General features: G+C 50.2%; 26 protein-coding genes and 1 riboswitch. Of the genes, 21 read left to right on the top strand and 5 right to left on the bottom strand.

The window, feature by feature from the left end; translation table 11 throughout:
* Nucleotides 1–114: 114 nt before the first annotated feature.
* Nucleotides 115–2,871: an alpha-helical endospore appendage domain-containing protein gene (locus OIN60_RS07955; RefSeq protein WP_305754330.1), complete on the bottom strand. Its 2,757-nt coding sequence runs from the start codon at nucleotides 2,869–2,871 to the stop codon at nucleotides 115–117.
* 475 nt (nucleotides 2,872–3,346) lie between these two features.
* Between OIN60_RS07955 and OIN60_RS07950 the strand changes: the two genes are divergently transcribed.
* From OIN60_RS07950 to OIN60_RS07915, 8 genes are all read left to right on the top strand, one after another.
* Nucleotides 3,347–4,525: a D-alanyl-D-alanine carboxypeptidase family protein gene (locus OIN60_RS07950; protein WP_305754329.1), complete on the top strand. Its 1,179-nt coding sequence runs from the start codon at nucleotides 3,347–3,349 to the stop codon at nucleotides 4,523–4,525.
* Nucleotides 4,526–4,653: 128 nt separating this feature from the next.
* Complete coding sequence (spoIIAA, locus tag OIN60_RS07945) at nucleotides 4,654–5,007, top strand: anti-sigma F factor antagonist (protein WP_305754328.1); 354 nt, start codon at nucleotides 4,654–4,656, stop codon at nucleotides 5,005–5,007.
* A complete protein-coding gene (gene spoIIAB, locus OIN60_RS07940; protein WP_305754327.1) occupies nucleotides 5,004–5,459 on the top strand; it encodes an anti-sigma F factor in 456 nt (151 codons plus the stop codon). Before spoIIAA ends, spoIIAB begins: the two co-directional genes overlap by 4 nt.
* A gap of 15 nt (nucleotides 5,460–5,474) precedes the next feature.
* A complete protein-coding gene (gene sigF / locus OIN60_RS07935) occupies nucleotides 5,475–6,230 on the top strand; it encodes an RNA polymerase sporulation sigma factor SigF (RefSeq protein ID WP_305754326.1) in 756 nt (251 codons plus the stop codon).
* A 151-nt stretch (nucleotides 6,231–6,381) separates the two neighbouring features.
* The gene (locus OIN60_RS07930; RefSeq protein ID WP_305754325.1) at nucleotides 6,382–8,022 is read left to right on the top strand and encodes a spore germination protein; all 1,641 of its coding nucleotides are present in this window, start codon (nucleotides 6,382–6,384) and stop codon (nucleotides 8,020–8,022) included.
* 119 nt (nucleotides 8,023–8,141) lie between these two features.
* Nucleotides 8,142–9,470 carry a diaminopimelate decarboxylase gene (lysA, locus tag OIN60_RS07925; protein ID WP_305754324.1) on the top strand — a complete coding sequence of 443 codons (1,329 nt, stop codon included), beginning with the start codon at nucleotides 8,142–8,144 and terminating at the stop codon, nucleotides 9,468–9,470.
* A gap of 123 nt (nucleotides 9,471–9,593) precedes the next feature.
* A complete protein-coding gene (locus OIN60_RS07920) occupies nucleotides 9,594–10,028 on the top strand; it encodes a peptidylprolyl isomerase (protein WP_305754323.1) in 435 nt (144 codons plus the stop codon).
* A 283-nt stretch (nucleotides 10,029–10,311) separates the two neighbouring features.
* The gene (locus OIN60_RS07915; protein WP_305754322.1) at nucleotides 10,312–10,761 is read left to right on the top strand and encodes an IDEAL domain-containing protein; all 450 of its coding nucleotides are present in this window, start codon (nucleotides 10,312–10,314) and stop codon (nucleotides 10,759–10,761) included.
* Between the two features lie 358 nt (nucleotides 10,762–11,119).
* Here the strand turns inward: OIN60_RS07915 and OIN60_RS07910 are convergent, their stop codons facing one another.
* From OIN60_RS07910 to OIN60_RS07900, 3 genes are all read right to left on the bottom strand, one after another.
* The gene (locus OIN60_RS07910; protein WP_305754321.1) at nucleotides 11,120–11,767 is read right to left on the bottom strand and encodes a nitroreductase family protein; all 648 of its coding nucleotides are present in this window, start codon (nucleotides 11,765–11,767) and stop codon (nucleotides 11,120–11,122) included.
* Between the two features lie 24 nt (nucleotides 11,768–11,791).
* Entirely contained in the window at nucleotides 11,792–12,223 is a 432-nt protein-coding gene (locus OIN60_RS07905; protein WP_305754320.1) for a MarR family winged helix-turn-helix transcriptional regulator, read from the bottom strand.
* Nucleotides 12,224–12,309: 86 nt separating this feature from the next.
* Nucleotides 12,310–12,501: a substrate-binding domain-containing protein gene (locus OIN60_RS07900; protein ID WP_370872450.1), complete on the bottom strand. Its 192-nt coding sequence runs from the start codon at nucleotides 12,499–12,501 to the stop codon at nucleotides 12,310–12,312.
* 552 nt (nucleotides 12,502–13,053) lie between these two features.
* Nucleotides 13,054–13,226: riboswitch (FMN riboswitch) on the top strand.
* 305 nt (nucleotides 13,227–13,531) lie between these two features.
* On the opposite strand from OIN60_RS07900, the gene ribE reads away from it, so the two are divergent.
* From ribE to OIN60_RS07870, 6 genes are all read left to right on the top strand, one after another.
* Nucleotides 13,532–14,194 carry a riboflavin synthase gene (ribE, locus tag OIN60_RS07895; RefSeq protein ID WP_305754318.1) on the top strand — a complete coding sequence of 221 codons (663 nt, stop codon included), beginning with the start codon at nucleotides 13,532–13,534 and terminating at the stop codon, nucleotides 14,192–14,194.
* Nucleotides 14,195–14,238: 44 nt separating this feature from the next.
* Nucleotides 14,239–15,483, top strand: a complete 1,245-nt coding sequence (locus tag OIN60_RS07890) for a bifunctional 3,4-dihydroxy-2-butanone-4-phosphate synthase/GTP cyclohydrolase II (RefSeq protein WP_305754317.1) — start codon at nucleotides 14,239–14,241, stop codon at nucleotides 15,481–15,483.
* Nucleotides 15,484–15,517: 34 nt separating this feature from the next.
* Nucleotides 15,518–15,982: a 6,7-dimethyl-8-ribityllumazine synthase gene (ribH, locus tag OIN60_RS07885; protein WP_305754316.1), complete on the top strand. Its 465-nt coding sequence runs from the start codon at nucleotides 15,518–15,520 to the stop codon at nucleotides 15,980–15,982.
* A gap of 69 nt (nucleotides 15,983–16,051) precedes the next feature.
* Nucleotides 16,052–16,846, top strand: a complete 795-nt coding sequence (locus OIN60_RS07880) for a segregation and condensation protein A (protein WP_305754315.1) — start codon at nucleotides 16,052–16,054, stop codon at nucleotides 16,844–16,846.
* Nucleotides 16,815–17,429 (top strand): SMC-Scp complex subunit ScpB, encoded by a 615-nt coding sequence (gene scpB / locus OIN60_RS07875; protein WP_305754314.1) that lies wholly within the window; start codon nucleotides 16,815–16,817, stop codon nucleotides 17,427–17,429. Before OIN60_RS07880 ends, scpB begins: the two co-directional genes overlap by 32 nt.
* A 157-nt stretch (nucleotides 17,430–17,586) precedes the next feature.
* A complete protein-coding gene (locus OIN60_RS07870) occupies nucleotides 17,587–18,276 on the top strand; it encodes a DUF2953 domain-containing protein (RefSeq protein ID WP_305754313.1) in 690 nt (229 codons plus the stop codon).
* Between the two features lie 54 nt (nucleotides 18,277–18,330).
* Here the strand turns inward: OIN60_RS07870 and OIN60_RS07865 are convergent, their stop codons facing one another.
* Nucleotides 18,331–19,254: an AraC family transcriptional regulator gene (locus tag OIN60_RS07865; RefSeq protein ID WP_305754312.1), complete on the bottom strand. Its 924-nt coding sequence runs from the start codon at nucleotides 19,252–19,254 to the stop codon at nucleotides 18,331–18,333.
* A 168-nt stretch (nucleotides 19,255–19,422) separates the two neighbouring features.
* Between OIN60_RS07865 and OIN60_RS07860 the strand changes: the two genes are divergently transcribed.
* From OIN60_RS07860 to OIN60_RS07830, 7 genes are all read left to right on the top strand, one after another.
* A complete protein-coding gene (locus OIN60_RS07860; protein ID WP_305754311.1) occupies nucleotides 19,423–20,181 on the top strand; it encodes an SDR family oxidoreductase in 759 nt (252 codons plus the stop codon).
* A 168-nt stretch (nucleotides 20,182–20,349) separates the two neighbouring features.
* Nucleotides 20,350–20,853, top strand: a complete 504-nt coding sequence (ytfJ, locus tag OIN60_RS07855) for a GerW family sporulation protein (protein WP_305754310.1) — start codon at nucleotides 20,350–20,352, stop codon at nucleotides 20,851–20,853.
* Nucleotides 20,854–21,035: 182 nt separating this feature from the next.
* Entirely contained in the window at nucleotides 21,036–22,220 is a 1,185-nt protein-coding gene (locus OIN60_RS07850; RefSeq protein WP_305754309.1) for a D-alanyl-D-alanine carboxypeptidase family protein, read from the top strand.
* 36 nt (nucleotides 22,221–22,256) lie between these two features.
* The gene (locus OIN60_RS07845) at nucleotides 22,257–22,877 is read left to right on the top strand and encodes a nucleoside recognition domain-containing protein (RefSeq protein WP_305754635.1); all 621 of its coding nucleotides are present in this window, start codon (nucleotides 22,257–22,259) and stop codon (nucleotides 22,875–22,877) included.
* A gap of 15 nt (nucleotides 22,878–22,892) precedes the next feature.
* Nucleotides 22,893–23,423, top strand: a complete 531-nt coding sequence (locus OIN60_RS07840) for a spore maturation protein (RefSeq protein ID WP_305754308.1) — start codon at nucleotides 22,893–22,895, stop codon at nucleotides 23,421–23,423.
* A 93-nt stretch (nucleotides 23,424–23,516) separates the two neighbouring features.
* Nucleotides 23,517–24,266 carry a pseudouridine synthase gene (locus OIN60_RS07835; RefSeq protein ID WP_305754307.1) on the top strand — a complete coding sequence of 250 codons (750 nt, stop codon included), beginning with the start codon at nucleotides 23,517–23,519 and terminating at the stop codon, nucleotides 24,264–24,266.
* Between the two features lie 145 nt (nucleotides 24,267–24,411).
* Nucleotides 24,412–25,128: a response regulator transcription factor gene (locus tag OIN60_RS07830; protein WP_305754306.1), complete on the top strand. Its 717-nt coding sequence runs from the start codon at nucleotides 24,412–24,414 to the stop codon at nucleotides 25,126–25,128.

Here is a 25,128-nt window from a genome sequence, read left to right as displayed (position 1 = left end):
TGCAGAATGAGGTCGCTACGGTTAGCGGCCTTTTTTTGGTTTCTTATCAGAAGTTCTGGAATGAAAAAAAGAAACGGCGGTTTGAACCGCCGTCTCTCTTCGAACTCAAAATAATCAGGCAATCTGATGAATGGACCAAACAATTCCTGCTCCTGTATCGCCACCCAGATCCAGTCCAATGGTAAGCCCGGATGCAATATAGAACAGCCCAACAACGTCACCGGCAGTCAGTTCGACATCACCAGCCAGTGTGACCTCACCGCTTCCCAGTACAGCTCGAAGTGTCAGCACCAAAGCTACGCTAACATCTAATACCGGGAGAAGTCCGGCGACCAAATCGGTGACCACAGGAGATATTCTCCTTACGGTAAAGAATGGATCAACTGCCGCACCTAGAGATACAGAGACGGCTGCTGTAGTCGAATAGTTAATAGTCGCTTTAATACTGTATCTTCCTGTTACAGGGACAGTGAACGTTCCTGCAGCAGGATTGAATCCCGCAGTAGTGTAATACGGGCTAGTCACTGTAAAACCCGTGAATTGAGTATCTGCGGTGACTCCGGTAAGAGGATCTACAAAACCAGAGAAACCATTCGCCCCCACTAAAGGTCCCGTCGGTCCGGTCGGTCCAGTCAATCCAGTCAATCCGGTCACGCCCGTCGGTCCGGTCGGTCCAGTCAATCCAGTCAATCCGGTCACGCCGGTCAGCCCCGTCGGTCCGGTCAGCCCCGTCGGTCCGGTAGCGCCGGTGCCGCCCGTTGGTCCGGTCGGTCCGGTCGGTCCAGTAGCGCCGGTGTCGCCCGTCGGTCCGGTCGGCCCCGTCGGTCCGGTAGCGCCGGTGCCGCCCGTTGGTCCGGTCGGTCCGGTCGGTCCAGTAGCGCCGGTGTCGCCGGTCGGTCCGGTCGGCCCAGTCAATCCGGTCACGCCGGTGCCGCCCGTCGGCCCGGTCGGTCCAGTCGGTCCAGTAGCGCCAGTGTCGCCCGTCGGTCCGGTCGGCCCAGTCAATCCGGTCACGCCGGTGCCGCCCGTCGGCCCGGTCGGCCCCGTCGGTCCAGTAGCGCCGGTGTCACCCGTGGCTCCAGTAGCGCCAGTGTCGCCTGTGGCACCAGTAGCACCCGTGTCACCCGTCGGTCCGGTCGCACCGGTGTCGCCCGTTGGTCCAGTAGCACCCGTGTCGCCTGTGGCTCCAGTAGCACCAATGTCACCCGTCGGTCCGGTCGGTCCAGTGTCACCTGTCGGTCCGGTCACTCCAGTGTCACCTGTTACCCCAGTTGGCCCTGGTGGCCCGCCAGATGGTCCTGTTGGTCCAATCGCGCCTGTCGGTCCCGTCGCCCCAGTGGCACCGGTATCCCCCGTCGCGCCTGTGGCACCAGTAGCGCCCGCGTCACCCGTTGGTCCAGTAGGGCCTGTGTCGCCTGTGGCACCAGTAGCGCCAATGTCACCCGTCGGTCCAGTAGGGCCCGTGTCGCCCGTGGCTCCAGTAGCACCCGTGTCGCCCGTGGCTCCAGTAGCACCCGTGTCGCCTGTGGCACCAGTAGCGCCCGCGTCACCCGTCGGTCCAGTAGCACCCGTGTCGCCTGTGGTACCAGTAGCGCCCACGTCACCCGTCGGTCCAGTAGGGCCCGCGTCGCCTGTGGTACCAGTAGCGCCCACGTCACCCGTCGGTCCAGTAGGGCCCGCGTCGCCTGTGGCACCAGTAGCGCCGATGTCGCCCGTCGGTCCAGTAGGGCCCGCGTCGCCTGTGGCACCAGTAGCGCCAATGTCACCCGTCGGTCCGGTAGGTCCAGTGTCGCCCGTCGGTCCAGTAGGGCCCGCGTCGCCTGTGGCACCAGTAGCGCCGATGTCGCCTGTTGGTCCGGTAGGTCCAGTGTCACCCGTCGGTCCAGTAGGGCCCGCGTCGCCTGTGGCACCAGTAGCGCCGATGTCACCCGTCGGTCCAGTAGCGCCGGTAGCGCCCGTCGGTCCAGTAGGGCCCGCGTCGCCTGTGGCACCAGTAGCGCCGATGTCACCCGTCGGTCCAGTAGCGCCGGTAGGGCCCGTCGGTCCAGTAGGGCCCGCGTCGCCTGTGGCACCAGTAGCACCGATGTCGCCCGTCGGTCCGGTAGGTCCAGTGTCACCCGTGGCTCCAGTAGGGCCCGCGTCGCCTGTCGGTCCGGTAGCACCCGTGACGCCTGTGGCTCCAGTAGCGCCCGTCGGTCCAGTAGCACCCGTGACGCCTGTGACTCCTGTGGCACCAGTAGCGCCTGTGTCGCCCGTGGCACCCGTCGGTCCAGTATCTCCAGTGTTACCTGTAGCGCCTGTCGCACCTGGGTCACCTGTAGCACCGGTAGCGCCCGTGTCCCCTGTGGGTCCCGTCGGTCCAATTTCGCCCGTTGGCCCTGTCGCCGGAACCAGCGTTTCTATTTGGATATTTGCCGAACCTTGTGTAACATCGATTGACAGTGTATCGGAAAAAAAGTTAACACTTTCTCCGACTCCCACCGTAGCGGAACCGGATGTTCCATTAACAGTAAACAGAAGTGCTCCCGGAGTAAGTCCGCCTGTCGGTCCTGTTGGACCTGTTGGACCAATTGAGTTTGGTGCGGATAAAATACTATCCAGCTTGTTTTGCAGCACCCATTCTTTTTTGGTTACATCCTTCAGCATGTTTCTGACGCTATCATTGACGGCCAAAAGCTCGCTTATTGTAGGAGCCGGTCCGCTAATACCCGGCAGTGTTCCAAGCACATATTGTAGCTTTTCGCCTTCCGCATTAAGAATATGGCTTAACCCAAGTTCTTCGAGAGCTATAGAAGATATAAGCAAGTTAACAGCATCATCTCTAGTTAAGGATATGTTAGGAGTAATGTTAGGAATATTGGATTGTGACATTGCTCGTCCTCCTTCTTGCATAATATTTTCTCAAGGTTAACTGAGGGAAGTTCGTGCACTTGCGTTCCTCAAACCTCAGCATAAAGCAAATTTTTGCGGTATCCTCCACCCCCTTTTCATTTTGTGAAAAGCACTCCCCGTGTATCTCAGGAGCTATGGAACCATTTATGTTGTAAACAGCTACAGGTGCGCCACCGTGTAGCTTGCAAAGATGACTTTTTCTTCACTAAGGTTCCACATAACAGCAATGTATTCTCACTCAAACCGATTCGTGTTGGCGAATGTCCTTAGCTATTGCCCGTAATTGACCTTCTCCCATATCGCAAGCAGAGCTGCGCTAGCTTTTTTTGTGTGCATTCCTCATTTGACTGGAATAATTTTCTGGACGATTGACGACAATGGATAGCAGTATACGGCAGACGTCCATATCCAATTAACCGGCGTTCTTCCGTAATGTTAGGAGGAGGTACCGAACATGAAGAAAATCAGTCTATCGCTATTGCTTGTATTCAGCATCAGCGCCGGTCTGCTGCTGTCGCCTGTCCAAGCTGAGGAGAAAGGAGCAGCGTCGAAAGGCGAGGTGTCCTTGGCGCCTCAATCCGGTTCCGCGATCCTGATGGAAGCGGACACCGGCACGATTATTTATGAGAAAAACAGCCATAACAAGCTACCTCCGGCCAGCATTACCAAAATCATGACCATGCTGCTTACGATGGAGGCCTTGGAGGAAGGGAAGCTGAAGCTGACAGATTCTGTCCGGGCAAGTGAGTATGCAGCCTCCATGGGTGGATCGCAGATCTTTCTTGAGCCTGGAGAGGAAATGAGCGTTGAGGAAATGCTCAAGGGCATAGCGATGGCTTCCGGCAATGATGCTTCTGTAGCGATGGCGGAGAAGATCGCGGGGTCCGAGCAGGCATTCGTGCGTATGATGAATGACAAAGCCAAGGAGCTCGGCATGAACGATACGCATTTTGCCAACTGCAACGGCTTGCCGGCTGAAGATCACTATTCCTCTGCGCATGACATTGCAGTGATGAGCCGCGAGCTGCTGAAATATTCGCAAATTACGAAATATACCGGATCATATCAGGACTATTTGCGTAAAAGCAGCGAAAAGCCGTTTTGGCTGGTCAATACCAATAAGCTTGTCCGGTTTTATACAGGGGCCGACGGTTTGAAAACGGGCTACACGTCTGAAGCTAAATTCTGCCTTTCCGCGACGGCGAAGCGGGATGGAATGCGCGTTGTAGCGGTTGTGCTTGGGGAGCCGAACACCAAGATCCGCAACAGCGAGGTATCCTCCATGTTTGATTATGCGTTTTCGCAATATGCCATGAAATCCATGTATAACCAAGGTGATGTAGTAGGCAAGCTGAGCATTGAAAAAGGTGTTATTCCGGAGCTTACGATTAAAGCGGATAAACCTTACAGCGTGCTCGTCAAAAAGGGTGGCCGCCAAGAGGAGATCCGTCACGAAGTACAGTTGAATACTGGGCTAAAAGCTCCTCTGAAAAAAGGAGAAGCGATTGGTAAAATCATCGTTTATCAAAATAACGTCAAGCTGAAGGAATTCGAGCTGCAATCCCCAGTGGCTGTAGAGAAGGCCGGCTGGTGGAGACTTTTTAAACGAACGACCTCCGAGTTGTTTTCCTGACATGAATCGCCTGCACATGTTGCTTTTGTAGATTAGGCACAGTTTTCTTCTAGTTTTGTCGCAGGGCAGGATTCCGCTATGAGCTCGTAGAAATCCTTGTCCAAGTCAGGGAGGAGAGTGAAGCAAACATGAATCTAAAAATGGAGATAGAGTATCAGCGGGGGGTTGTCATTGCCAGACTGACCGGTGAGCTTGATCATCATACCGCAGATAAAGTGCGGGCGCAGTTGGATGAGGCGATCATGCGTGAGCAGTGCGAGCATCTCGTTCTGAATTTTAAAGATTTACAGTTCATGGACAGTTCAGGTCTGGGCGTTATTCTTGGCCGCTACAAGTTGCTCAAGCAAAAAAACGGTAAAATGGCCGTTTGCGATGCAAATCCCGCCGTCTACAGGCTGCTCGAAATGTCAGGACTGTTCAAGATCATGACTTGTTACGAGAACGAAGAAGTAGCTCTCTCGGGAATGGAGGTCGTGTCATGACAGAAACGTCAGGGAGAAATTTCATGACACTGCAGTTGGCAGCCAGGTCGGAAAATGAATCCTTTGCGCGCGTAACGGTGGCCGCTTTTATTTCACAACTGGATCCTACCATGGATGAGCTGAGTGATCTGAAAACGGTCGTCTCCGAGGCTGTGACTAACTGCATCATCCACGGATACAATAACGATCCGACAGGTGTTGTTACGATCAGGGCAAGCATCGAAGGGGATACGGTCACGCTGGTTATCGAAGATTCGGGACACGGAATCGAGGATCTGGAGCTTGCACAGCAGCCGCTCTACACCTCCAAGCCGGAGCTGGAACGTTCTGGCATGGGATTCACCATCATGGAGAACTTTATGGATGAGTTTGAGGTAACCAGTGAGTTGAACGGCGGGACGGTCATACGGATGAAGAAAAGGATCGAATCCAAGAAAGCTCTATATAATTAGGTAGGGGTTGGGCCTATGAATGCTGAAATCAAGCGCGGTACTAACACTTATCTGGATGATGGAGAGGTCAAAAGACTGATCGCTTTAAGCCAGACGGGCGATCATGCCGCCCGCGACAAGCTGGTTAACTGTAACATCCGACTGGTGTGGTCTGTGGTGCAGCGTTTCATGAACCGTGGATATGAGCCGGAGGATTTGTTTCAGATCGGATGCATTGGTCTCTTGAAATCGGTGGACAAGTTTGATCTCAGCTATGATGTCAAATTTTCCACCTACGCTGTGCCTATGATCATTGGCGAGATTCAGCGTTTTCTGAGAGATGACGGAACGTTGAAGGTAAGCCGGTCATTGAAAGAAATGGCCAACAAGGTTCGCAAGAAAAAGGACGAGCTCTCCAAGCAATTGAATCGTCTACCGACCATCAAGGAGGTAGCCGAAGAGCTCGGCGTATCGCCGGAGGATGTCGTTTTCGCACAGGAAGCCAACAAACAGCCTACATCCATTCATGAAACCGTCTTTGAAAACGATGGTGACCCGATTACACTGATGGACCAAATCGCGGATGATTCCCAGGAACGATGGTTCGATAAGCTTGCCTTAAATGAAGCGATTGGGGGACTGACCGAGCGGGAGCGGCTCATTGTGTATCTCCGGTATTACCGGGATCAGACCCAGTCCGAGGTGGCCAGCAGGCTAGGGATATCACAGGTTCAGGTATCGCGTCTCGAGAAAAAAATACTGCAGTCCATCAAGGACCAGATTGCCCAATGACCGTGGATGCCAAAAAGAATAGCTTATTACGGGACATGTGCTCACACGCGGTTTGCCGCAGGTGCGCGCATGTCTTTTTGCTCATCAAGGATAAAATCTGGTGACTGCCTCATACTAAAATATATTGGACAGATGAGGGGGCATAGAACGAATGGACCATACAAGACAGCATGATGTAGAACAAGATACTATACGACACCCGTTGGGCGGCCGCTCAGGCGGGTTGGAAGACGATGCGGAAGCCTGGAAGAAGAGACACGAGGAGAAGGTCGAAAACGAAACCTCCGATAATGTCAGAGAGTCTGTGCTGTATTGGCAGGAAGAGGATACGATATCCACCAGATTGGAGGATATTAAGCAGACATTAACGGATATTATGGGGCTTGGCGAATCCTTTGATGTTGTCCTGCGGGAAATGCGCTTTGGCGGCAGGAAGGTAGGCATATTCTTTTTGAATGGTTTTGCGAATTCACTGCTTCTGGCTGAAGTGCTTGACCGTCTCAGTTATGTGACACCAAAGGATGTATCTTCCAATACGTTGCAATCGTACTTCGAAAGTTATATCCCCCATGTCCAGGTGGAGATGGAAGATAAGATGTCTGCTGTCATTAATAAAGTGCTGACCGGAGTGAGCGCTTTCTTCATTGAAGGTGAGCGTAAGGCCATTCTGATCGATACCCGTCAGTATCCGGTAAGGGGACCTGAAGAGCCCACCATTGAACGGGTAGTCCGTGGTTCGAGGGACGGATTCACAGAAACGTTAATGACCAACATTTCGCTGGTGCGGCGCCGTCTGCGCGACCCGGGTCTCAAATATGAAGTGATGCAGGTTGGGCGCCGTACGCGGACAGATGTATGCCTTGCGTATATCGATGATATTGCTGATAAAAAGCTGGTTGACTCGATCAGGGCCAAAGTGAAACAGATTAAGATCGACGGCATTCCGCTGGCTGATAAGCAGCTAGAAGAGGCGATGACGAACAAAAAATGGAATCCGTATCCGCTGGTGCGCTATTCGGAGCGGCCGGACGTGGTGGCCTCCCATCTGCTGGAGGGAAGAGTTGTTCTGTTTGTTGACACTTCCCCCAGCGTCATGATTCTGCCAACGACCTTCTTTGATCTGTGCCAGCATGCGGAGGAAAACAGGCAGTCCCCGTTTATGGGGAGTTATTTGCGGTGGATCCGCTTTGGCGGCATTTTTGCCTCTTTGTTTTTGCTTCCACTTTGGATGCTCATGGTCATCAGCCCCGATCTTAAGCCGCCTATCCTTGATTTTATCGGACCGCAGAAGGCCGCAAAGCTGCCGTTGATTCTTCAGTTCCTTATCATTGAGTTCGGGGTTGATCTCATGAGAATGGCTGCTGTACATACGCCAACACCTCTAGCTAGTGCGATGGGTCTGATCGCAGCGATACTGATCGGTGACGTGGCAGTCCAGACAGGACTGTTCGTCAATGAGGTGGTTTTGTATATGTCTATAGCCGCTATCGGCATGTTTGCAACTCCAAGCTATGAGCTGGGCCTGGCCAACCGCTTAATACGTCTTGTGCTTATAGTGCTGGTTGCCGCTTTTAAAGTGAAGGGGTTTGTTATTGGCGTAACCGCTATTCTGGCGCTGCTTACGGTACATCGTTCCTACAATTCGTCATATATGTGGCCCTTTATTCCTTTCAACGCCAGAGGAATGCTGTCCATCCTGATTCGTAAATCGGTGTTGGAGGAAGAGAGAAGGCCTTCGTTTAACAAACCACGTGATTCTACACGTATGCCGGAGCATCAGGGAGGCACCTGAAGTGCGATTTGTAAATAGGATAACCGCATAAAAATCCATTGTTCTCGGCGCATTTTTTGCTATACTTATGTAAACATTCTTTGGAATAAGTGCTGTTCCAGAAAGAGAGGCCCCAGGATATGTATTTGCATGGTACCAGCAAAATTAATGCTCAAGGGCATTTGGAGATCGGCGGTTGTGATGCGACAATGCTGAAAGAGCAGTTCGGCACACCGCTTTATGTCGTTGACGAGCAGTTGGTCCGCCGCCGCTGCCGTGAATTTATTGAAGCCTTCCGTGCGACGGGACTTTCCTTTCAGGTGGCCTACGCAAGCAAAGCGTTCTGTGTCGTGGCGATGTGCTCTCTGGCCGCAGAAGAGGGCATGTCCTTGGATGTCGTGTCAGATGGTGAACTGTACACCGCTCTTCAGGCTGGGTTTCCGGTCGAACGGATTCACTTCCATGGGAATAACAAAACTCCTGCCGAGCTTGAAATGGCGCTGGATGCCAAAATCGGCTGCTTTGTCGTGGATAATCTGACCGAGCTGCATCTGCTGCAGGTGCTGGCCGCGGAACGAAACATGCGAGCAAATATTCTGCTGCGTGTGACGCCGGGTGTCGAAGCTCATACACATGAATATATCTCGACAGGCCAGACCGACTCCAAGTTCGGATTTGATATCGGTAACGGAGCCGCCATGGATGCGGTCAAGCTGGCGCTTCAGCAAAGCCAGTTGAATCTTCTCGGAATTCATTCCCATATCGGTTCCCAAATCTTCGAGGTGGACGGCTTCCAGGTCACCACTGAACGTGTGGCTGCATTTACAAGGTCGGTGAAGGAAGAGCTTGGAGCGGAATTTCAGGTTATTAATCTCGGTGGCGGATTCGGCATCCGTTATACGGACGAGGATACGCCGCTGCCGGTATCCCGCTACGTGGAAGCTATCGCCGAAGCGGTTAAAACCCATTTTGCCGGAATGAACTCCACGCTGCCGGAAATTTGGATTGAGCCGGGCCGCAGCATCGTCGGAGATGCCGGTACCACACTGTATACGATTGGTAGCATTAAGGACATTCCCGAGGTTCGCAAATATGTTTCTGTGGATGGCGGCATGACGGATAATCCGCGCCCGGCCCTGTATCAGGCAAAATACGAGGCGATGCTCGCCAACCGCGCGAATGATCCGGCTGAGGAAACGGTCTCCATCGCCGGCAAAGCGTGTGAGAGTGGCGACATGCTGATCTGGGATGTCGAGCTGCCAAGAGTTGAGAGCGGCGATCTGCTCGCGGTAGCTTCCACCGGCGCTTATAACTATTCCATGGCAAGTAATTACAACCGGATTTGCCGTCCTGCAGTGGTGTTCGTCAGTAACGATAAGGCGGAGCTTGTTGTACGTCGTGAGAGCTATGAGGATTTGGTACGCAATGATCTGATTCCTGCGCATGTGCGCAGTCGTACGTTGGTGTAAGCATTCAGAAGACTTTGCCAAGTACGGGAATTCGTAGTAAACTGGAGTCTGCTGTGTCTCTCACAACAGCCCGGCGGAGCATACCGTCCGGGTACCAAATTCGATGGACGGGGTGTACAACATATGAAAAAAGGTAAAATTGTACTTGAAAACGGCGGAGTAGTTGAAATCCAATTCCTTCCTGAAGAAGCTCCCAATACGGTAGCGAATTTTGAAAAGCTGGCTAACAGTGGATTCTACAACGGGTTGAGCTTTCACCGTGTTATCCCTGGTTTTGTAGCCCAAGGCGGCTGCCCGGTCGGTAACGGCACCGGTGGCCCAGGCTACACCATTGATTGCGAAACAGCAACAAATACGACTAAACACGAAAAAGGTGTGCTTTCCATGGCGCATGCCGGACGTAACACAGGCGGAAGCCAATTCTTTATCTGTTACGCCCCGCAACCGCACTTGGATGGAGGACATACGGTTTTCGGTAAAGTCATCAGCGGCATGGAGCATATTGATGCTGTGAAGCAAGGCGACAAAATGAAGGAAGTTACGGTATTTGACGCGTAAGATTTATTGGAAAAAGTCAGAAGCTTCGCTTTTTCTGACCATACTGCTCTTCTCTAGCCTTCGTAAGCTTACGAAGGCTATTTTTGTTGGTTTTGAAGCAGGGCATTAGGAATTGGTCACCTCAGGAAATATTACATAAAGAAGGAATTTTAAATAAATTCATAAACATGATAAACTAAGGGTTAAAAATTACGAGATTACATCCGATATAGGTGTAAAGGCCCATAGCCTAAAACAACGGCGTTGTCTGCTTGCAATTAGATAAAATTTGGAGAGGTGCCGAATGCTTACCCTGGATACAAGTGAAATAATCGAAATAACGAAAAAGCAGATGGGAAAAGTGATGAATCTGTACCCGGTTGAGTTGAAATTCACCGATGATTTTGGCAGGGAAAGACCGGCCGCTGATCATAAATTTAGTCTTACCAATCAGCATTATTCCGCAAAAGTAATGGACTGCATCCTGGAGAATGAAGTACGTCCTGTGCTCATGTGTGAAATTATTTATTTTCTGAAATGTGAATATATTGATGGGGTTATCGATCTTCGGCTGGATTATGATTTTCGCAAAGGCTCGGAGCGGAACCCGATGGCTACGGCGGTTGTTTCCTTTGATGATGATGTGGAGCTGGAAAGAGCAGAGCTGGCGGATTTAATCGATCTGGCGCTGCAGATGAACGACAAGGTGTGGTTTGAGGAGCTTTCGCAAAAATATATGGAGCTGCAGGCGTAAGCACGCTCCTTTTGGTTGGTTGGGAGGCGCTCCGAGAACGAAGCATTCCTCCGATCGCTGTTGACCCTTCGGGCCAAAGGCGAACGCTGCGCTTCTCCGGAATTGCTTCGTTCTCTCCGCTGCCGTGTGCGTATCCCAGACAACATAAAGCAGTCACTCTTGCGTTATCAAATGATCCTTTCAAGATTCCTGCTTTGACAAAAAAAGATCCAGGACAGTGAAGAAGTCTCTGTCCTGGATCTTTTGTGCTGAGCGAAAAATCCTCTTTGGAACGTTCTTTATAAAAGTTTCCCGCGCAGTTATACACATAACAACACGCTCAAAATTCATTATAGGAATGTATTAGAATAACCGTATCTCAATGGAATTTCGCTACGGTTGAGACCGGTAAACGATAGGAAGGATATCCCTCTTCTATAGCTTTCCCAATTGATATCAACATGATAGGTTCATAACGTTCCTTCTCTAATCCGAAAACTTCTCCTAGATTTTCTCGATCATAACCACCAATCGGGTTCGTGTCATAACCATACGCTTTCGCTACTAACATTAAATTCATCGAAACTAATCCGCTATCAATTAGCACAACTTCCTTTTTCTGCTCTCTGGTTAATGTAGCATATCCTGCAGAAATCTGTTCTACCATTCGATCTTTTACTTCTTGAGGCATAACGCCTATTTCTACAGCTTTTGAATAAATTTCATTTAGATATTCTACATGATCTAAATCGCCGAATACAGCAATCACAGCAGCAGAAGTTGTTACTTGCTTACTGTTAAAGGCAGCTAACGGAAGTAATTTTTCTTTTGCTTCAGGACTTTCAATAACAATAAAACGCCATGGCTGCAGATTAGTTGAAGAGGGTGCCTTTGTTGCTAATTCAAGCATTTCTTCTATCTCTTCTCGAGAGATTTTTGCATTCACATCATAGTTTCTGATAGAGCGACGTTCTTCTATGATTTGCTTAAATGTATCTTTGCGCTCTTTTGTTTGATTCGAATCCATTTCAATCACTCCATGTTGTTTTTATTATTTTGTCGTTTTTAAAATATTGTCTTGCATGGTATTTAACATTTCATAAAACACTTTTAACTGCTCATATGAGAAGTCGGCAAGGATTTCACTTAGAAATCGCTCTCTTTGTTTAAACAAATAATCGATTTCTTCTTTTGTAGAAGAAGTAAGCTCTACCCATGTTACACGCTGGTCTTTATCTTCTTTGGTACGCTCAATATAATTTGACGCTTCCAGTTGTTTTAAATGTCTAGTTATTGCAGCTTTATCAATGTTAAGTTTCTTTTGAAGACTCATTTGTGCTATTTTTCCATTCTCATAAAGAAACTTTAAAATTTCAGTTCGGGAAGGACTGCTTCCAACGCAGAACTCAAACTTAGTGTATAAATCTTTATTGACCAACTGGATTTGATAATATATTTGTTCTTTTAGTGTTTCTAGATTCATTAAAGCCTCCATTCCATTGATCTATCAACTGTTGATAGATCAACTGTATATCTTGTGATAAGTTTTGTCAATCAAAATCGTTGCCGTCACTTAGGATCGATGACGAGATCCGGCTTTAAAGCGATGATTTTTTCAAGACTGACTGCCTGAATTTCCCCTACATTCTCTGCACTCTCCGCTCCTTCAGGCAACGCGGTGCCTGGTGCAGTCGCCAATCCTACGGGCTCTCCTCCAAGCTGATAAAATAAGGCCAACGCTTCGGTGTTTAGTACAACGATTCTTTCCGGCTTCTTCGTAGTTGCGGAAGTTACTCATATAAATGCCTTAGACATTAAACGGATTCAGTCCGTTTCCTTTAACTTGTACTCTGCCAAGGCGTATCGCGCAGGGTTTCAAATCTTCTTTCCTATAGAGTGGGCTTGTCCCATTGATCAAAGGCTGTAAGTGCTGCTCTCCTAGTGTACTCTTCTGCGAACCTCTTTTATTTAGGATGCTCATTTTCTCATGGACCAATTGGGATGTTATGTTACATGTGGGGAGTATTTGACGCTTACATAAGAATAGCATCGCAAAGCCCGATTGAAAGAATTATTAGGCAGGGGGATGCACGCAGCAGCGGAGAGAACGAAGCAATTCCGGAAAAGCGAAGCGTTCGCCTTTGCCCCAAAGGGGCAACAGCGATTGTAGGAATGCTTCGTTCTCGGAGCGTCTTCCAACGCTACAAAAGAACACCTGCTTGCTTTTTGTGTTTCAAAGTGGTACGATTTGCTCAATTACAACCGACTGAAGAAATTCCTGCCTTTTGGAGTTTGGGCAGTCATAATCGAATAGCTATCCTTCGGGGCAGGGTGAAATTCCCTACCGGCGGTGATGACGCTTGAATACATATGATGATTTCAGGCGGCTCAGTCCGTGACCCGGATGCTGCTTGTCAAGAGCGGCTGAAGGTGGACCTGGTGAGAATCCGGGACCGACAGTATAGTCTGGATGGGAGAAGGATGGTGGACGCAGCGTATCTATGTGTAGAGCGCTAGCTTTCATATGCACATTTTCAAAATGTTCAGTCTGGCCGGTGCGGTTTGCATCAGTGTGGAGGCTTGTTTTTTGTAGCCTTGTACATAGATTTGAGCTTTTGGAGCTTGTTTGTGTATGCCTAATGAAAGTTGATTCACTACTTAATCCCTGCCCCTGGCGATATACGCCGGGGGCTTTTTAATCGATAGATGCTTTTCTTACTGTTCTGGTCATTCCGGTTGTAGGAATATAGGCTGATAAGGTCTTGCATGACAAGAAGGGAGGAACGGGCTGTTGTTTACAGGTCTTATTGAAGAAGTAGGCATCCTTCGTAAAGCTGCACGCAGCGGTGAAGCGATGGAGCTGGAGATTTCCGCCTCGGTGGTGCTTGGAGATCTCAAGATTGGGGACAGCGTATCTGTGAATGGCGTATGTTTGACCGCGACCAAAATTGGTGAACGAAGCTTCACCGTGGATGTCATGCCTCAGACGTACCGGCACAGCAATTTAAGTGAGCTGCAGTCCGGCAGCCCCCTGAATCTGGAGCGGGCCATGGCGGCAGGTGGCCGGTTTGGCGGGCATATCGTACAGGGGCATGTGGATGGAACCGGCCGGATCGCCCGCATTACAAGGGACCAGAATGCCATCGTGTACGAGATCATTCCGGACGATGACGCGCTGTTCAAGTATTTGGTACCGAGAGGCTCTGTGACCATCGATGGAATCAGTTTGACGGTGGCTTTGCTGCATGAAACATCCTTCGCCGTATCTATCATTCCGCACACACTGGAAGCGACGGCTTTACGCGGCAAGCGGGCGGGGAATACTGTCAATATTGAATGCGATGTTCTTGGCAAATATGTGGAGCATTTGCTGTTCTTCAACAGGGACAATCGGGAGCCTCAAAGCCCTAATCAGTTGGATCTTAATTTTCTAGCCGAGCACGGGTTCTCCTGAGGCAAGTCCAATATTCGCACAACATGAATAGGGAGGGAAAATGAATGGGACAGGACATCGTTTTTGATTCGATAGAGGATGCCATTGCGGATCTGAAGCAGGGTAAAGTCGTCATTGTTGTGGATGATGAGGATCGTGAGAATGAAGGGGATTTTGTGGTGCTTGCCGATAAGGCCACTCCGGAAGCCATCAACTTTATGATCACACAGGGCCGCGGCCTTGTCTGTGTGGCCATTACGCAGGAACGCGCCGATGCGCTTGAGCTTAAGCCTATGGTGTCTAACAATACGGATTTTCATGGCACGGCCTTTACCGTATCGGTCGATCATATCAAGACTACGACAGGCATTTCCGCAGCGGAGCGTTCCATGACTGCAAAGGCGCTCGTGGATGCTACGGCGGTGGCAAGCGATTTTCGCAGACCTGGCCATATGTTCCCGCTGATTGCCAAGAAGGGCGGCGTATTAAGAAGGGCAGGTCACACAGAGGCTGCTGTGGATCTGGCGAAATTGAGCGGGGCTGCCCCGTCAGGTGTGATCTGTGAAGTCATTAAGGAGGACGGAACGATGGCCCGGCTCCCTGATCTGGCGGTCATGGCCGCTCAGCACGGCTTGAAGCTGATCAGCATTAAAAATCTGATCAGCTACCGGATTGCCAGCGAGCAGCTCGTCAAGCGAGAGGTGGCTGTACGCATGCCGACCGATTTCGGCGTGTTTCAAGCGGTTGCCTATTCCAATGAAGTGGATCACAAGGAGCATGTGGCGCTGGTCAAAGGCGAGATTGATTCCGCGAAACCGGTTCTCGTCCGGGTACACTCTGAATGCCTGACGGGGGATGTCTTCCATTCGCACCGTTGTGATTGCGGGCCTCAATTTGCGGCAGCTTTACGCCAAATCGAGGAGGAGGGCACGGGCATCCTCCTTTATATGAGGCAGGAAGGCCGGGGAATCGGGTTGATAAATAAGCTGAAAGCCTATAAACTTCAAGAAGAAGGTTTGGATACGGTAGACGCCAATCTGAAGCTTGGTTTTAAGGCTGATCTGCGTGATTACGGAATCGGTGCTCAAATGCTCAGGGATTTGGGAGTACGCCAGATTCGACTGCTGACCAATAACCCAAGGAAAATCAAAGGTTTAGAAGGGTATGGGCTTGAAGTTGTCGAACGAGTGTCGATTCAAATTCCGGAAAATGAGGACAACTCAAATTATCTCCACACGAAGCAGATGAAGCTGGGACATCTTCTGACGTTCGATACACTTGAACAGAATGAAGGAACTTCCAGATCATAACCAAAAACCAAACTCAGAAAGGCTGATGATCAGAATGGCTAATTACTTTGAAGGTAATCTGGTATCCTCCGGGATAAAATATGGTATTGTAGTTGGGAGATTCAATGAATTTATTACGAACAAGCTGCTGAGCGGAGCGCTCGATGCACTGAAGCGGCACGGAGCTGCTGATGATGAGATTTCCGTGGCGTGGGTACCCGGAGCTTTTGAAATTCCTCTGATTGCCCAAAAAATGGCGGAAAGCGGAAAGTTCGACGCGGTGATTACGCTGGGAACGGTCATCCGTGGCTCTACAACCCATTACGATTATGTGTGCAACGAAGTGGCTAAGGGTGTGGCTGCTATTAATCTCAAAACAGGCGTACCGGTTATTTTCGGGATCGTCACTACGGAAAACATTGAACAGGCTATTGAGCGTGCAGGAACGAAGGCCGGCAACAAAGGCTGGGATTCGGCAGTAGCCGCTATCGAAATGGTTAACTTGACAAAACAGTTCTGACTCAAATATCGGATGATCTGCACATCCTGATACACTGCAGTTTGTGAATTTGGCGGGAGGAAAATAGCTTTGACGGTAGTAACATATAAACTAGAAACGTTTGAGGGGCCGCTTGATTTGCTTCTGCATCTGATCGACAAAGCCGAGATTGACATTCAGGATATACCGATCAGTGAAATCACGGATCAATATATGGATTACATTCATACGATGCAGGAGCTCGAGCTGGACGTTACAAGCGAATTTCTGGTGATGGCGGCGACCCTTTTGTCGATCAAAAGCAAGCTGCTGCTTCCGAAACCGCCAGTGCTCGATATGGACGATTATGACATGTACGTGGATGAGGATTACGATCCACGCGAAGAACTGGTGCAGAAGCTGATAGAATACCGCAAGTTTAAAGGAATTGCCCGTCATCTCAGTGAGAAGGAATGGGAACGCAGCCTGATTTTCAGCAAGGAGCCTGAAGATTTAAGCTCTTATGTTCCAAGCGAGTCAGCTAACCCGGTGCAAGGGCTGCATACGGCGGATTTGATTGCTGCCTTTAAGCGTGCGTTGCGCAAAGCCGAGCGGAGAACGGTGGTTGCCCGGATTCACAGGGATGAAATTTCCGTAAAGGATCGGATACGGCAGGTCCTTACTGTATTCGAGAAGGCAGGCTCGGGGAGTCGGCTGCTGTTTTCGCGACTGATGCATGAAGATATGCAGCGGCATGAGATCGTGGTGACGTTTCTGGCCATTTTGGAGCTCATGAAGATGAAGCAGATTGTATGTTACCAGGAGCGGGTTTTCGAAGATATTGTGATGGAGTGGAGAGGGGATTTACGTGTTCATGGATTATCCGACGCTGAAATCGATTATTGAGGGGCTGCTGTTTCTTGCTGGTGAAGAAGGACTGACGGTGAAGCAGATTGCTGAAATTACGGAGCAGCGTCCTGAACTGGTTACGGATTGTCTTGAAGACATGAAGAGCGACATGGAAAAGGAAGGCAGAGGGCTGCAGATGCTGAAATTGGCTGGCAGATACCAGCTTGCTACACTTTCCGAACATGCCCCCTATTTCGAGAAGCTGGCGTATTCTCCAGCACGTGTCTCCCTTTCCCAGGCTGCCCTGGAAACGTTGGCGATCGTCGCATATAGGCAGCCCATCACCAGAGTTGAGATTGAAGAAATACGAGGTGTAAAGTCGGAGCGGGCGATTCATACGCTTGTGAATAAAGAATTGATCGAGGAGACAGGTCGGGCCGACGCGATCGGCAGACCGATTCTTTATGGCACGACCAAGGCGTTTATGGATTACTTTGGACTTGGGAGCTTGGATGAGCTGCCACAGCCTGATCTTTTTGAAGATACGGATCAACTGGAGGAAGAGACTCAGCTTCTGTTCAGTAAGCTGGACGAACGGCAGCAACTGACTATTGACGATGTGGATCATAGAGAAGAATAGATAAAACATAACAGGGATGTTCGGACAGCCTTTCGGCTGCGGACATCCCTGTTGTGTTTTGCCTATAAATTGGCGTATGACGAATGTTTTCCTTTTCCAAGGCTATACTAAACGACATAATATACAACCAAGTGTATGGACGGGGAGGAGATCGGCTGTGTGGATATGGATTGTCATTGCGGCATTTGTGCTGCTTCTGGCCGTTCTGCTCTCCAAGGTGAACATTCACGCCGAGGTGCTTAAGCAAGCCCATAACGATTATGCCCGGGTGCAGGTTCACATGCTGTATGGACTTATCCGTTTCAAGTATGAAATGCCTTCCGTCATGATGGAAGGGCTCCGCAAAGGGGTGCTGGTGCGGCTGGAAAAGTATGCTAATGTGGGTAAAGATAAAGAAGACAAAGAGGATACTGTCGTCGACAAGGATAAAGTCAAGCAGATCGTAGATAATCTCCGCCTGCTGATCGAGAATTCAGTCTCGCTGAAGGAATGGGGGAAAACAACGGTTGCTCATGTAACCCTGTCTCATCTGAAATGGACAACCAAGCTCGGGCTGAAGGATTGTTCACAGACGGCTGTTCTAACCGGAGTGGCCTGGGCCGTGAAAAGCGTTGTCGTGGGGTGGACAACCGGACTTGTACGATATAGCTGTGTACCAGCCTTGTCTGTCACCCCCTCCTGGGAGCAACGAAATTATTTTTTCACGAATGTGGTATGCAGTGCATCCATTTCTCTGGCTTATGTGGTGTTTTCGCTGCTCAGGCTGTTGGCAAGCATTTTAAAGGTGCAGGGAGGCCTTGCAGTATGGAAGGCAGTGTTCACCGGGCAAGACAAATCAAAAGCTTAGAGGCTGATCTTTTTGAAGACCAGCCTTTTTGTTGTGCGCAGTGTTCTTTTCACATTAGGCCTCGGGAGTATTCATAGAAGCACGTAAATGCTTGACATCACTCATTGGCGGGCGTCCAAAGAGGCGGGCATATTCCCGGCTGAACTGGGAAGGACTCTCGTAGCCGACTCGAAAGCCCGCTTCAGCAGCTTCCAAATCTTCAGTAAGCATGATGCGCCGTGCGGCCTGCAGCCGGATGACCTTCTGAAACTGCAGTGGACTCATAGCGGTCACCTTTTTAAATTGCTTATGCAGGGCTGAGGGACTCATGTTAACCTCTTGCGCCAATTCTTCAATAAGGAATGGCTTGGAATAATCACGGCTAATGAGATGGACGGCTTTGGTAATGCGCTGCGCCTGGCTGCCGATTAAAGCGAATTGTCTAATGATCGATCCCTGCTCGCTCTGCATGACTCTATATAGAATTTCATGGAGAATGAGCGGGGCAAGGAACGGAATATCGTCGGGTGTATCCAAAAGCTTGATCAGCCGAATGACAGCATCAAGCAGCGAAGGGGTGGAGGAGCTGACCAGAAAGCCGGGTCCGGTCTTGCCATCCCATTTTTGCTGCGATGCCTTAATGATATCCATAATCATATCCAGGCTGAATTCTAACTGCACACTCAGGTAGGGAAATCCGGGAGAGGCTTGGGTTATTCGTCCACTAACTGGTAAATGAACTGAAGTGACGAGGCAGTCTAATACGTCGCAGCTATAAGTTTCATCGCCAAATGTAACAGCCTTGGCACCTTGTGCGATGACATAGAGGGAGGGGACGTTGGCGGTATGCGCAGGCTCGGTTTCATGTGAAATACGTCTGAAATGGAGCCCGGCTACAGCCGATACGTGAATGCCCTCTGAAGGCGCATGCCGTTGAATGAGCTGTGCTAGCTCTTGCTGATATGCCGATATCGGAAATGCTGAAGTGGGTTGGTGCATGTTCAAGCTCCTTTTTCGTACAGTCTGTTAAGCTTTATTGTATCCGTGATGGGCAGGATTAGGCAAGAATTGAACATGAATGAACTATCTGTCCACAAAGAAATTCACCTATACTTTAATAGCAGGGCAGCAGTAAACAACAAACTAAAACGAAAGAAGGACTCGAATATGAGCACCACAAATCATAGTGAAAATGGGGTTAGAGGAAAGGTTGTCGCCATAACAGGTGCAAGCAGCGGAATAGGCGAGGCGACGGCGCTCTTGCTTGCCGAAAGAGGAGCGAAAGTTGTGCTTGGCGCCCGTAGAGTTGACCGTCTTGAGGCTCTTGCAGACCGTATTGTGCAAGCGGGTGGTGAGGTCGCCCATGCTCGTATGGACGTGACACGGCGCGATGACCTGTCCGACCTCGTCAAGCTGGCATGTGAGCGATATGGGAAGCTCGATGTTCTCCTCAACAATGCCGGGATCATGCCGGTTTCTCCTCTGGATGACCTGCGTGTCGAGGATTGGGAGGATATGATCGATGTCAACATTAAAGGTGTACTGTACGGCATCGCGGCGGCGCTGCCTGTGTTCCGCAAGCAGGGGGGTGGACATTTCATCAATATTGCTTCTACGGCAGGACATAAAACGGTACCCAACCAGGCAGTTTATTCTGGTACAAAGTTTGCTGTACGGGCGATCTCCGAAGGCTTGCGTCAGGAGGCAGGTGACAAGCTGCGCGTAACGATCATTTCTCCCGGAATTGTCCAGACGAATTTTGCAGAGGGGGTCACCAATGAAGTGGTAAAGGCACGGCTTGAAGAGATTCGGGATCAAATCGCAATGCCGCCGCAAGCGATTGCCCGTGCGGTAGCGTTTGCAATCGAGCAGCCGGCTGATGTGGATATCAACGAAATTATCGTGCGTCCGACGGCACAGGTGTAATTCTTCGTCAGGCTGATCTCAGGCGGAAGCATCTGCCAAGGGTCAGCCTTATTTTTTTATACGGCCGGGTCCGGTAATCCGGGCATAATTGGGTTACATAACTGTACTGCTTTTGGGGATTATAAATGTAGAAAAAACTAGCTTAATGAACTGGAGGAGGGAGCTTTTATGTCAGATCACCCGATTCAAGGTTTGATGCAAACGGCGATGGAAAATATTAAAGGCATGGTGGATGTCAATACCATTGTTGGGGATGCGGTTGAAACTCCGGATGGAAGTGTTATTCTGCCGATCAGTAAAGTGGGTTTCGGATTTGCGGCAGGAGGCAGTGATTTTAACGTCATGGAGGAGGTGTCGGATCATACGGGAACTTCCGGCCGTATCAAAGACAGTCATCCATTTGGCGGAGGAAGCGGGGGCGGCGTCTCCATTCAGCCGATTGCTTTTCTTGTTGTAGGCCGTCAAGGTGTACAAATCGTGCCGCTTGATAATCAGACCCATCTGTTTGAGAAAATTATCGATTCTACACCGCACCTGATCGATAAAATCCAATCCATGATTGGAAGATCCGAGTATTCAACATCGTCTGCGGATGTCGGCACGACAGCAAGCGAGATTCCGCCGCAAGCTCCGTTCAGCAACACGAATCACACCACGAATTCTTATCTGTAATATGCAATTTTGAGCTTTACTGTGTTTCGAAGCTTCTAATCTTAATCCTTTCCGTCAGCTATTTCTCCGGCCAAGACCGGGAAATGCCTGTACGGGAAGGATTTTTCGACTTTGCAAGGGACATACTTACTACAGCTAGTACATAAATTGGTATAAGACCATATCCCGAACCGGAGGTTGCCATGTTAATACGTCACAGGATTGTCTTAATAAGCCTGCTCATGCCCATCATCCTTTTATTTGAGTCTGCTGCCGCCGTAGCCGCTCCAGAAATAGCTCATCCGCCTGAGCCGGCTAATCATGCCGAAGCTGCAGCACTGATCGACGTTGCCTCAGGACGTATATTGTATGAAAAACAGGGCGATCAACAGATGAGAATTGCCAGTCTGACCAAGATTATGACCGCAATCGTGGCAATAGAGCATGGCAGCCTTAAGGGCGAGGTCACCGTTTCCCGTAAAGCATTTGCCAAGGAAGGCTCCTCTTTGTTCTTGAAGCTCGGGGAGCAGATGAAGCTGGAAGACATGCTGTATGGCCTGATGCTTCGTTCGGGAAACGATGCCGCCACAGCCATTGCCGAGCATGTGGGCGGCTCTGAGGAAGGCTTTGTATTTCTGATGAATGCCAAGGCTGAGGAACTAGGGCTCAATCATACCCATTTTGCCAATCCGCACGGTCTGGATGAGGAGGATCATTATTCCACAGCCAATGATTTGGCAAAGCTCACAGCGTACGCGCTCCAGAATCCGGTGTTCCGGGAAATCGTCAAAACAGAAGCTAAGAAAGCACCCAATCCGAACGAGCAGTGGGACTATTCCTGGCAGAACAAAAATAAAATGCTGCGCCTTTACGAAGGGGCGGACGGGGTGAAAACGGGTTATACCAAAAAAGCCTTCCGCTGCTTGGTCAGCTCAGCCACCAGAGACGGCCGCCAGCTTGCTGCTGTTACATTAAATGACGGCGACGATTGGAACGACCACAGTCGGATGCTGGATTACGGATTCCGCTATTATCCGGTTGTGGAAATTACACAAAAAAATACGCTGTTGAACGGGTATAACTTTGTCACAGGTGCTTCCTTCTCTTATCCGCTGGCTAAGGGGGAAGAACGCTTGGTATCGAAGAAGCTGGTGCTGATGAGCACAGAAGCTGGAAGCTCCCGTTCAGACCGTGCATCCTTCGGACTTCGTGGCAGGATCGATATGCTGCTTGACGGGAATCTGATCGGTACTGTGCCTGTCTATGAGAAGGGCAGCTATATCCCGCCCGGAAAACAGGCGTCCTCCCCTCCCGCATCTGCCGGGATACAGGAGAGCTCCTGGAGAAACGCTTGGAGTGAAGTGATGCACCGGTTATTTTCTGCATAAAACGAATGGCGGAAGCACAGAAGGGCGGTGAATCCCATCGTAAATTTAATATGGATGCTTATGATTGTTGTCGGCGTCGGATATGCTGCGGTGCAGGGGGAGATGGATGCTGTAACCAAGGCAGCCTTTGACGGAGCTGCGTCTGCTGTCACCGTTTGCCTTGGCTTAATCAGTGTTCTCGTATTCTGGATGGGAATGATGAAGATCGCGGAAGACGCAGGAATTATGGAGAAGCTGTCCCGGCTGCTTGCGCCTGTTATAGGGTTTCTTTTTCCGGATGTGCCGCGGCAGCACCCGGCCATGGGTTACATTTTATCCAATATGAGCGCCAATCTGCTGGGGCTGGGAAATGCGGCTACTCCCATGGGACTTAGAGCGATGCAGGAGCTGCAAAAGCTCAATCCTGACAAACATACGGCGACTCCCGCAATGTGCACCCTGCTTGCATTGAATACGGCTAGTGTCACGCTTATACCGACAACGTTGATCGCAATCCGCATGAATTACCACTCTGCCCAGCCTGCTGAAATTGTCGGTACCACACTTATGGCTACAGGCATTGCCACGCTCGCGGCTATAGCCGCCGACCGGTGGTTCCGCAAGCGGCTGCGACGGCGTCCGCCTATTCCAAGGGAGTCGGCGAGCAAGCATATGTAGAGAGGGGAAGTTTCCATGTTTGAACTCATTAGTCTGATTTCTACCTGGGCTATTCCCGTTATCCTGGCGTTTATTCCCCTTTACGCTTACATGAGAAAAGTACCGGTGTACGAATCCTTTGTAGAAGGTGCCAAGGGCGGCTTCTCGACGGCGATTGGGATCATTCCGCCGCTTGTTGGCATGATGGTGGCCATCAGTATTTTTCGTGCATCGGGTGCGCTTGATTTTATACTGGGCTGGATCGCTCCGTTGTTTCGTTTATGGGATGTTCCGCCTGAGGTGCTCCCGCTTGGACTGCTCCGGCCCTTAACGGGCTCGGGCTCCCTTGCTTATACAACAGATTTAATCCGTACCTATGGCCCTGACTCCATGATCGGACGGATCGCTTCGACCATTCAGGGCAGCACAGATACTACTCTGTACGTGCTTACGGTTTATTTTGGCGCTATTGGAATCCGAAATGGCCGCTATGCGCTGAAAGTGGGACTGTTCTCTGATGTTGTGGGTTTTGCGGCGGCTATAGCGGTGTGTCTTCTCGTTTTTTGAGCGTTGTAAATGAGGGTTGTAAAGCAGATCAGGAATTCAGCTTGTGATTTTGGGCTTCGCTGGGTATCATTAGCATGAGGTGAATTCACGAACATGGAGAGATTACAGAAAATTCTTGCCCAGGCAGGTGTGGCGTCCAGACGCAAATGCGAGGAGCTCATTCTTGCGGGCAAAGTGGAGGTCAACGGGGAAACCGTTAAAGAGCTTGGCACGAAAGCGGACCCCGCTCAGGATATCATAACGGTGAATGGCAAGCCGATCAAATCGGAACAGAAAGTATACCTGATGATGAACAAACCAAAAGGTGTCATTACCAGCGCTTCCGATCCGGAAGGACGCAAAATTGTGTCCGATTACCTAAAGGGTGTGAAAGAACGGGTGTACCCTGTCGGCAGGCTGGATTATGACACCGAAGGGTTGCTGCTGCTGACCAATGATGGTGAGTTTGCCAACCTGCTTACACATCCGAGGCATCATGTGCCCAAGACGTATGTGGCGACGGTTAAGGGAGTGCCACACGGAACGGAGCTGGACAAGCTCAGACGAGGCATTCAGCTTGAGGATGGCATGACCGCTCCGGCTGAGGTTGAGTATAAGGACGTAGATCCGGACGGTAAAGAATCCGTGATCTCGATTACGATTTACGAGGGACGCAATCGTCAGGTCAGACGGATGTTCGAAGCCATTTCCCATCCGGTGATCCGGCTGAAGCGGATTGCCTTTGGGGATCTTCTTCTGCAAAACCTGAAGAGAGGGCTGATGAGGCCGCTTACCAAAGATGAAGTGAACCGTTTGATTCAACTGGCTAAATCCGAGAAAAAACGCCAGGGGCGGCGGAGATAAGGTACTTGGTTCAAAATATAAACAGAGGCGAAAGCCTCTGTTTTCGTTTAAATTTGACCAAACCCCGGAAAATAGTAAAATAGAGAAAGTAGCTTTGCATGGGTATGCCATGCAGGCATGTAGCATAAATAAGGGGTTGTTGGATATGTCGGAACAAAATAGCCGTATTTTGGTTGTTGATGATGAGGAGCGTATTAGAAGGCTGTTGCGCATGTATCTTGAGAAAGAAGGCTACATCATTGATGAAGCCGAGGATGGCGAGACTGCACTGCGCAAAGCAACGGCGAGCGATTACAGTATCATTTTGCTCGATGTCATGCTGCCCGGTATGGATGGAGTGGAGGTGTGCAGCAGGCTTCGGCAGGTAAAGGCTACACCTGTGCTTATGCTGACAGCCAAGGGAGAAGAGATCAATCGGGTGCAGGGCTTTGAGGTAGGGGCCGATGACTATGTCGTAAAGCCGTTCAGCCCGCGGGAAGTAATCTTCCGGGTCAAGGCCATTCTGCGCAGATCTTCGGAAACGGCCTTTTTGTCCAGGGAAACCACGCCGAGCAACAGCATTGTGTTTTCGCATCTCGTAATCGAAAATGACGCCCACCGCGTAACGGCCGGAGGGAAGGAAATCAGCCTTACACCGAAGGAATATGAGCTTCTTCATTATTTGGCCATTTCTCCTGATAAGGTGTTTTCCCGGGAAGAACTGCTGAAGGATGTATGGAATTATGAGTTTTTCGGTGATTTGCGAACGGTAGATACTCATGTCAAACGTCTTCGTGAAAAATTGAACAAAGTATCACCGGAAGCGGCAGGCATGATTACAACCGTCTGGGGAGTAGGCTATAAACTGGAGGTACCGAAATAA

This window comes from Paenibacillus zeirhizosphaerae (assembly GCF_030705605.1).
Lineage (GTDB): Bacteria > Bacillota > Bacilli > Paenibacillales > Paenibacillaceae > Paenibacillus > Paenibacillus zeirhizosphaerae.
Note: the sequence above shows the minus strand (reverse complement) of the source record. Positions and strands in the feature narration are given on the sequence as shown.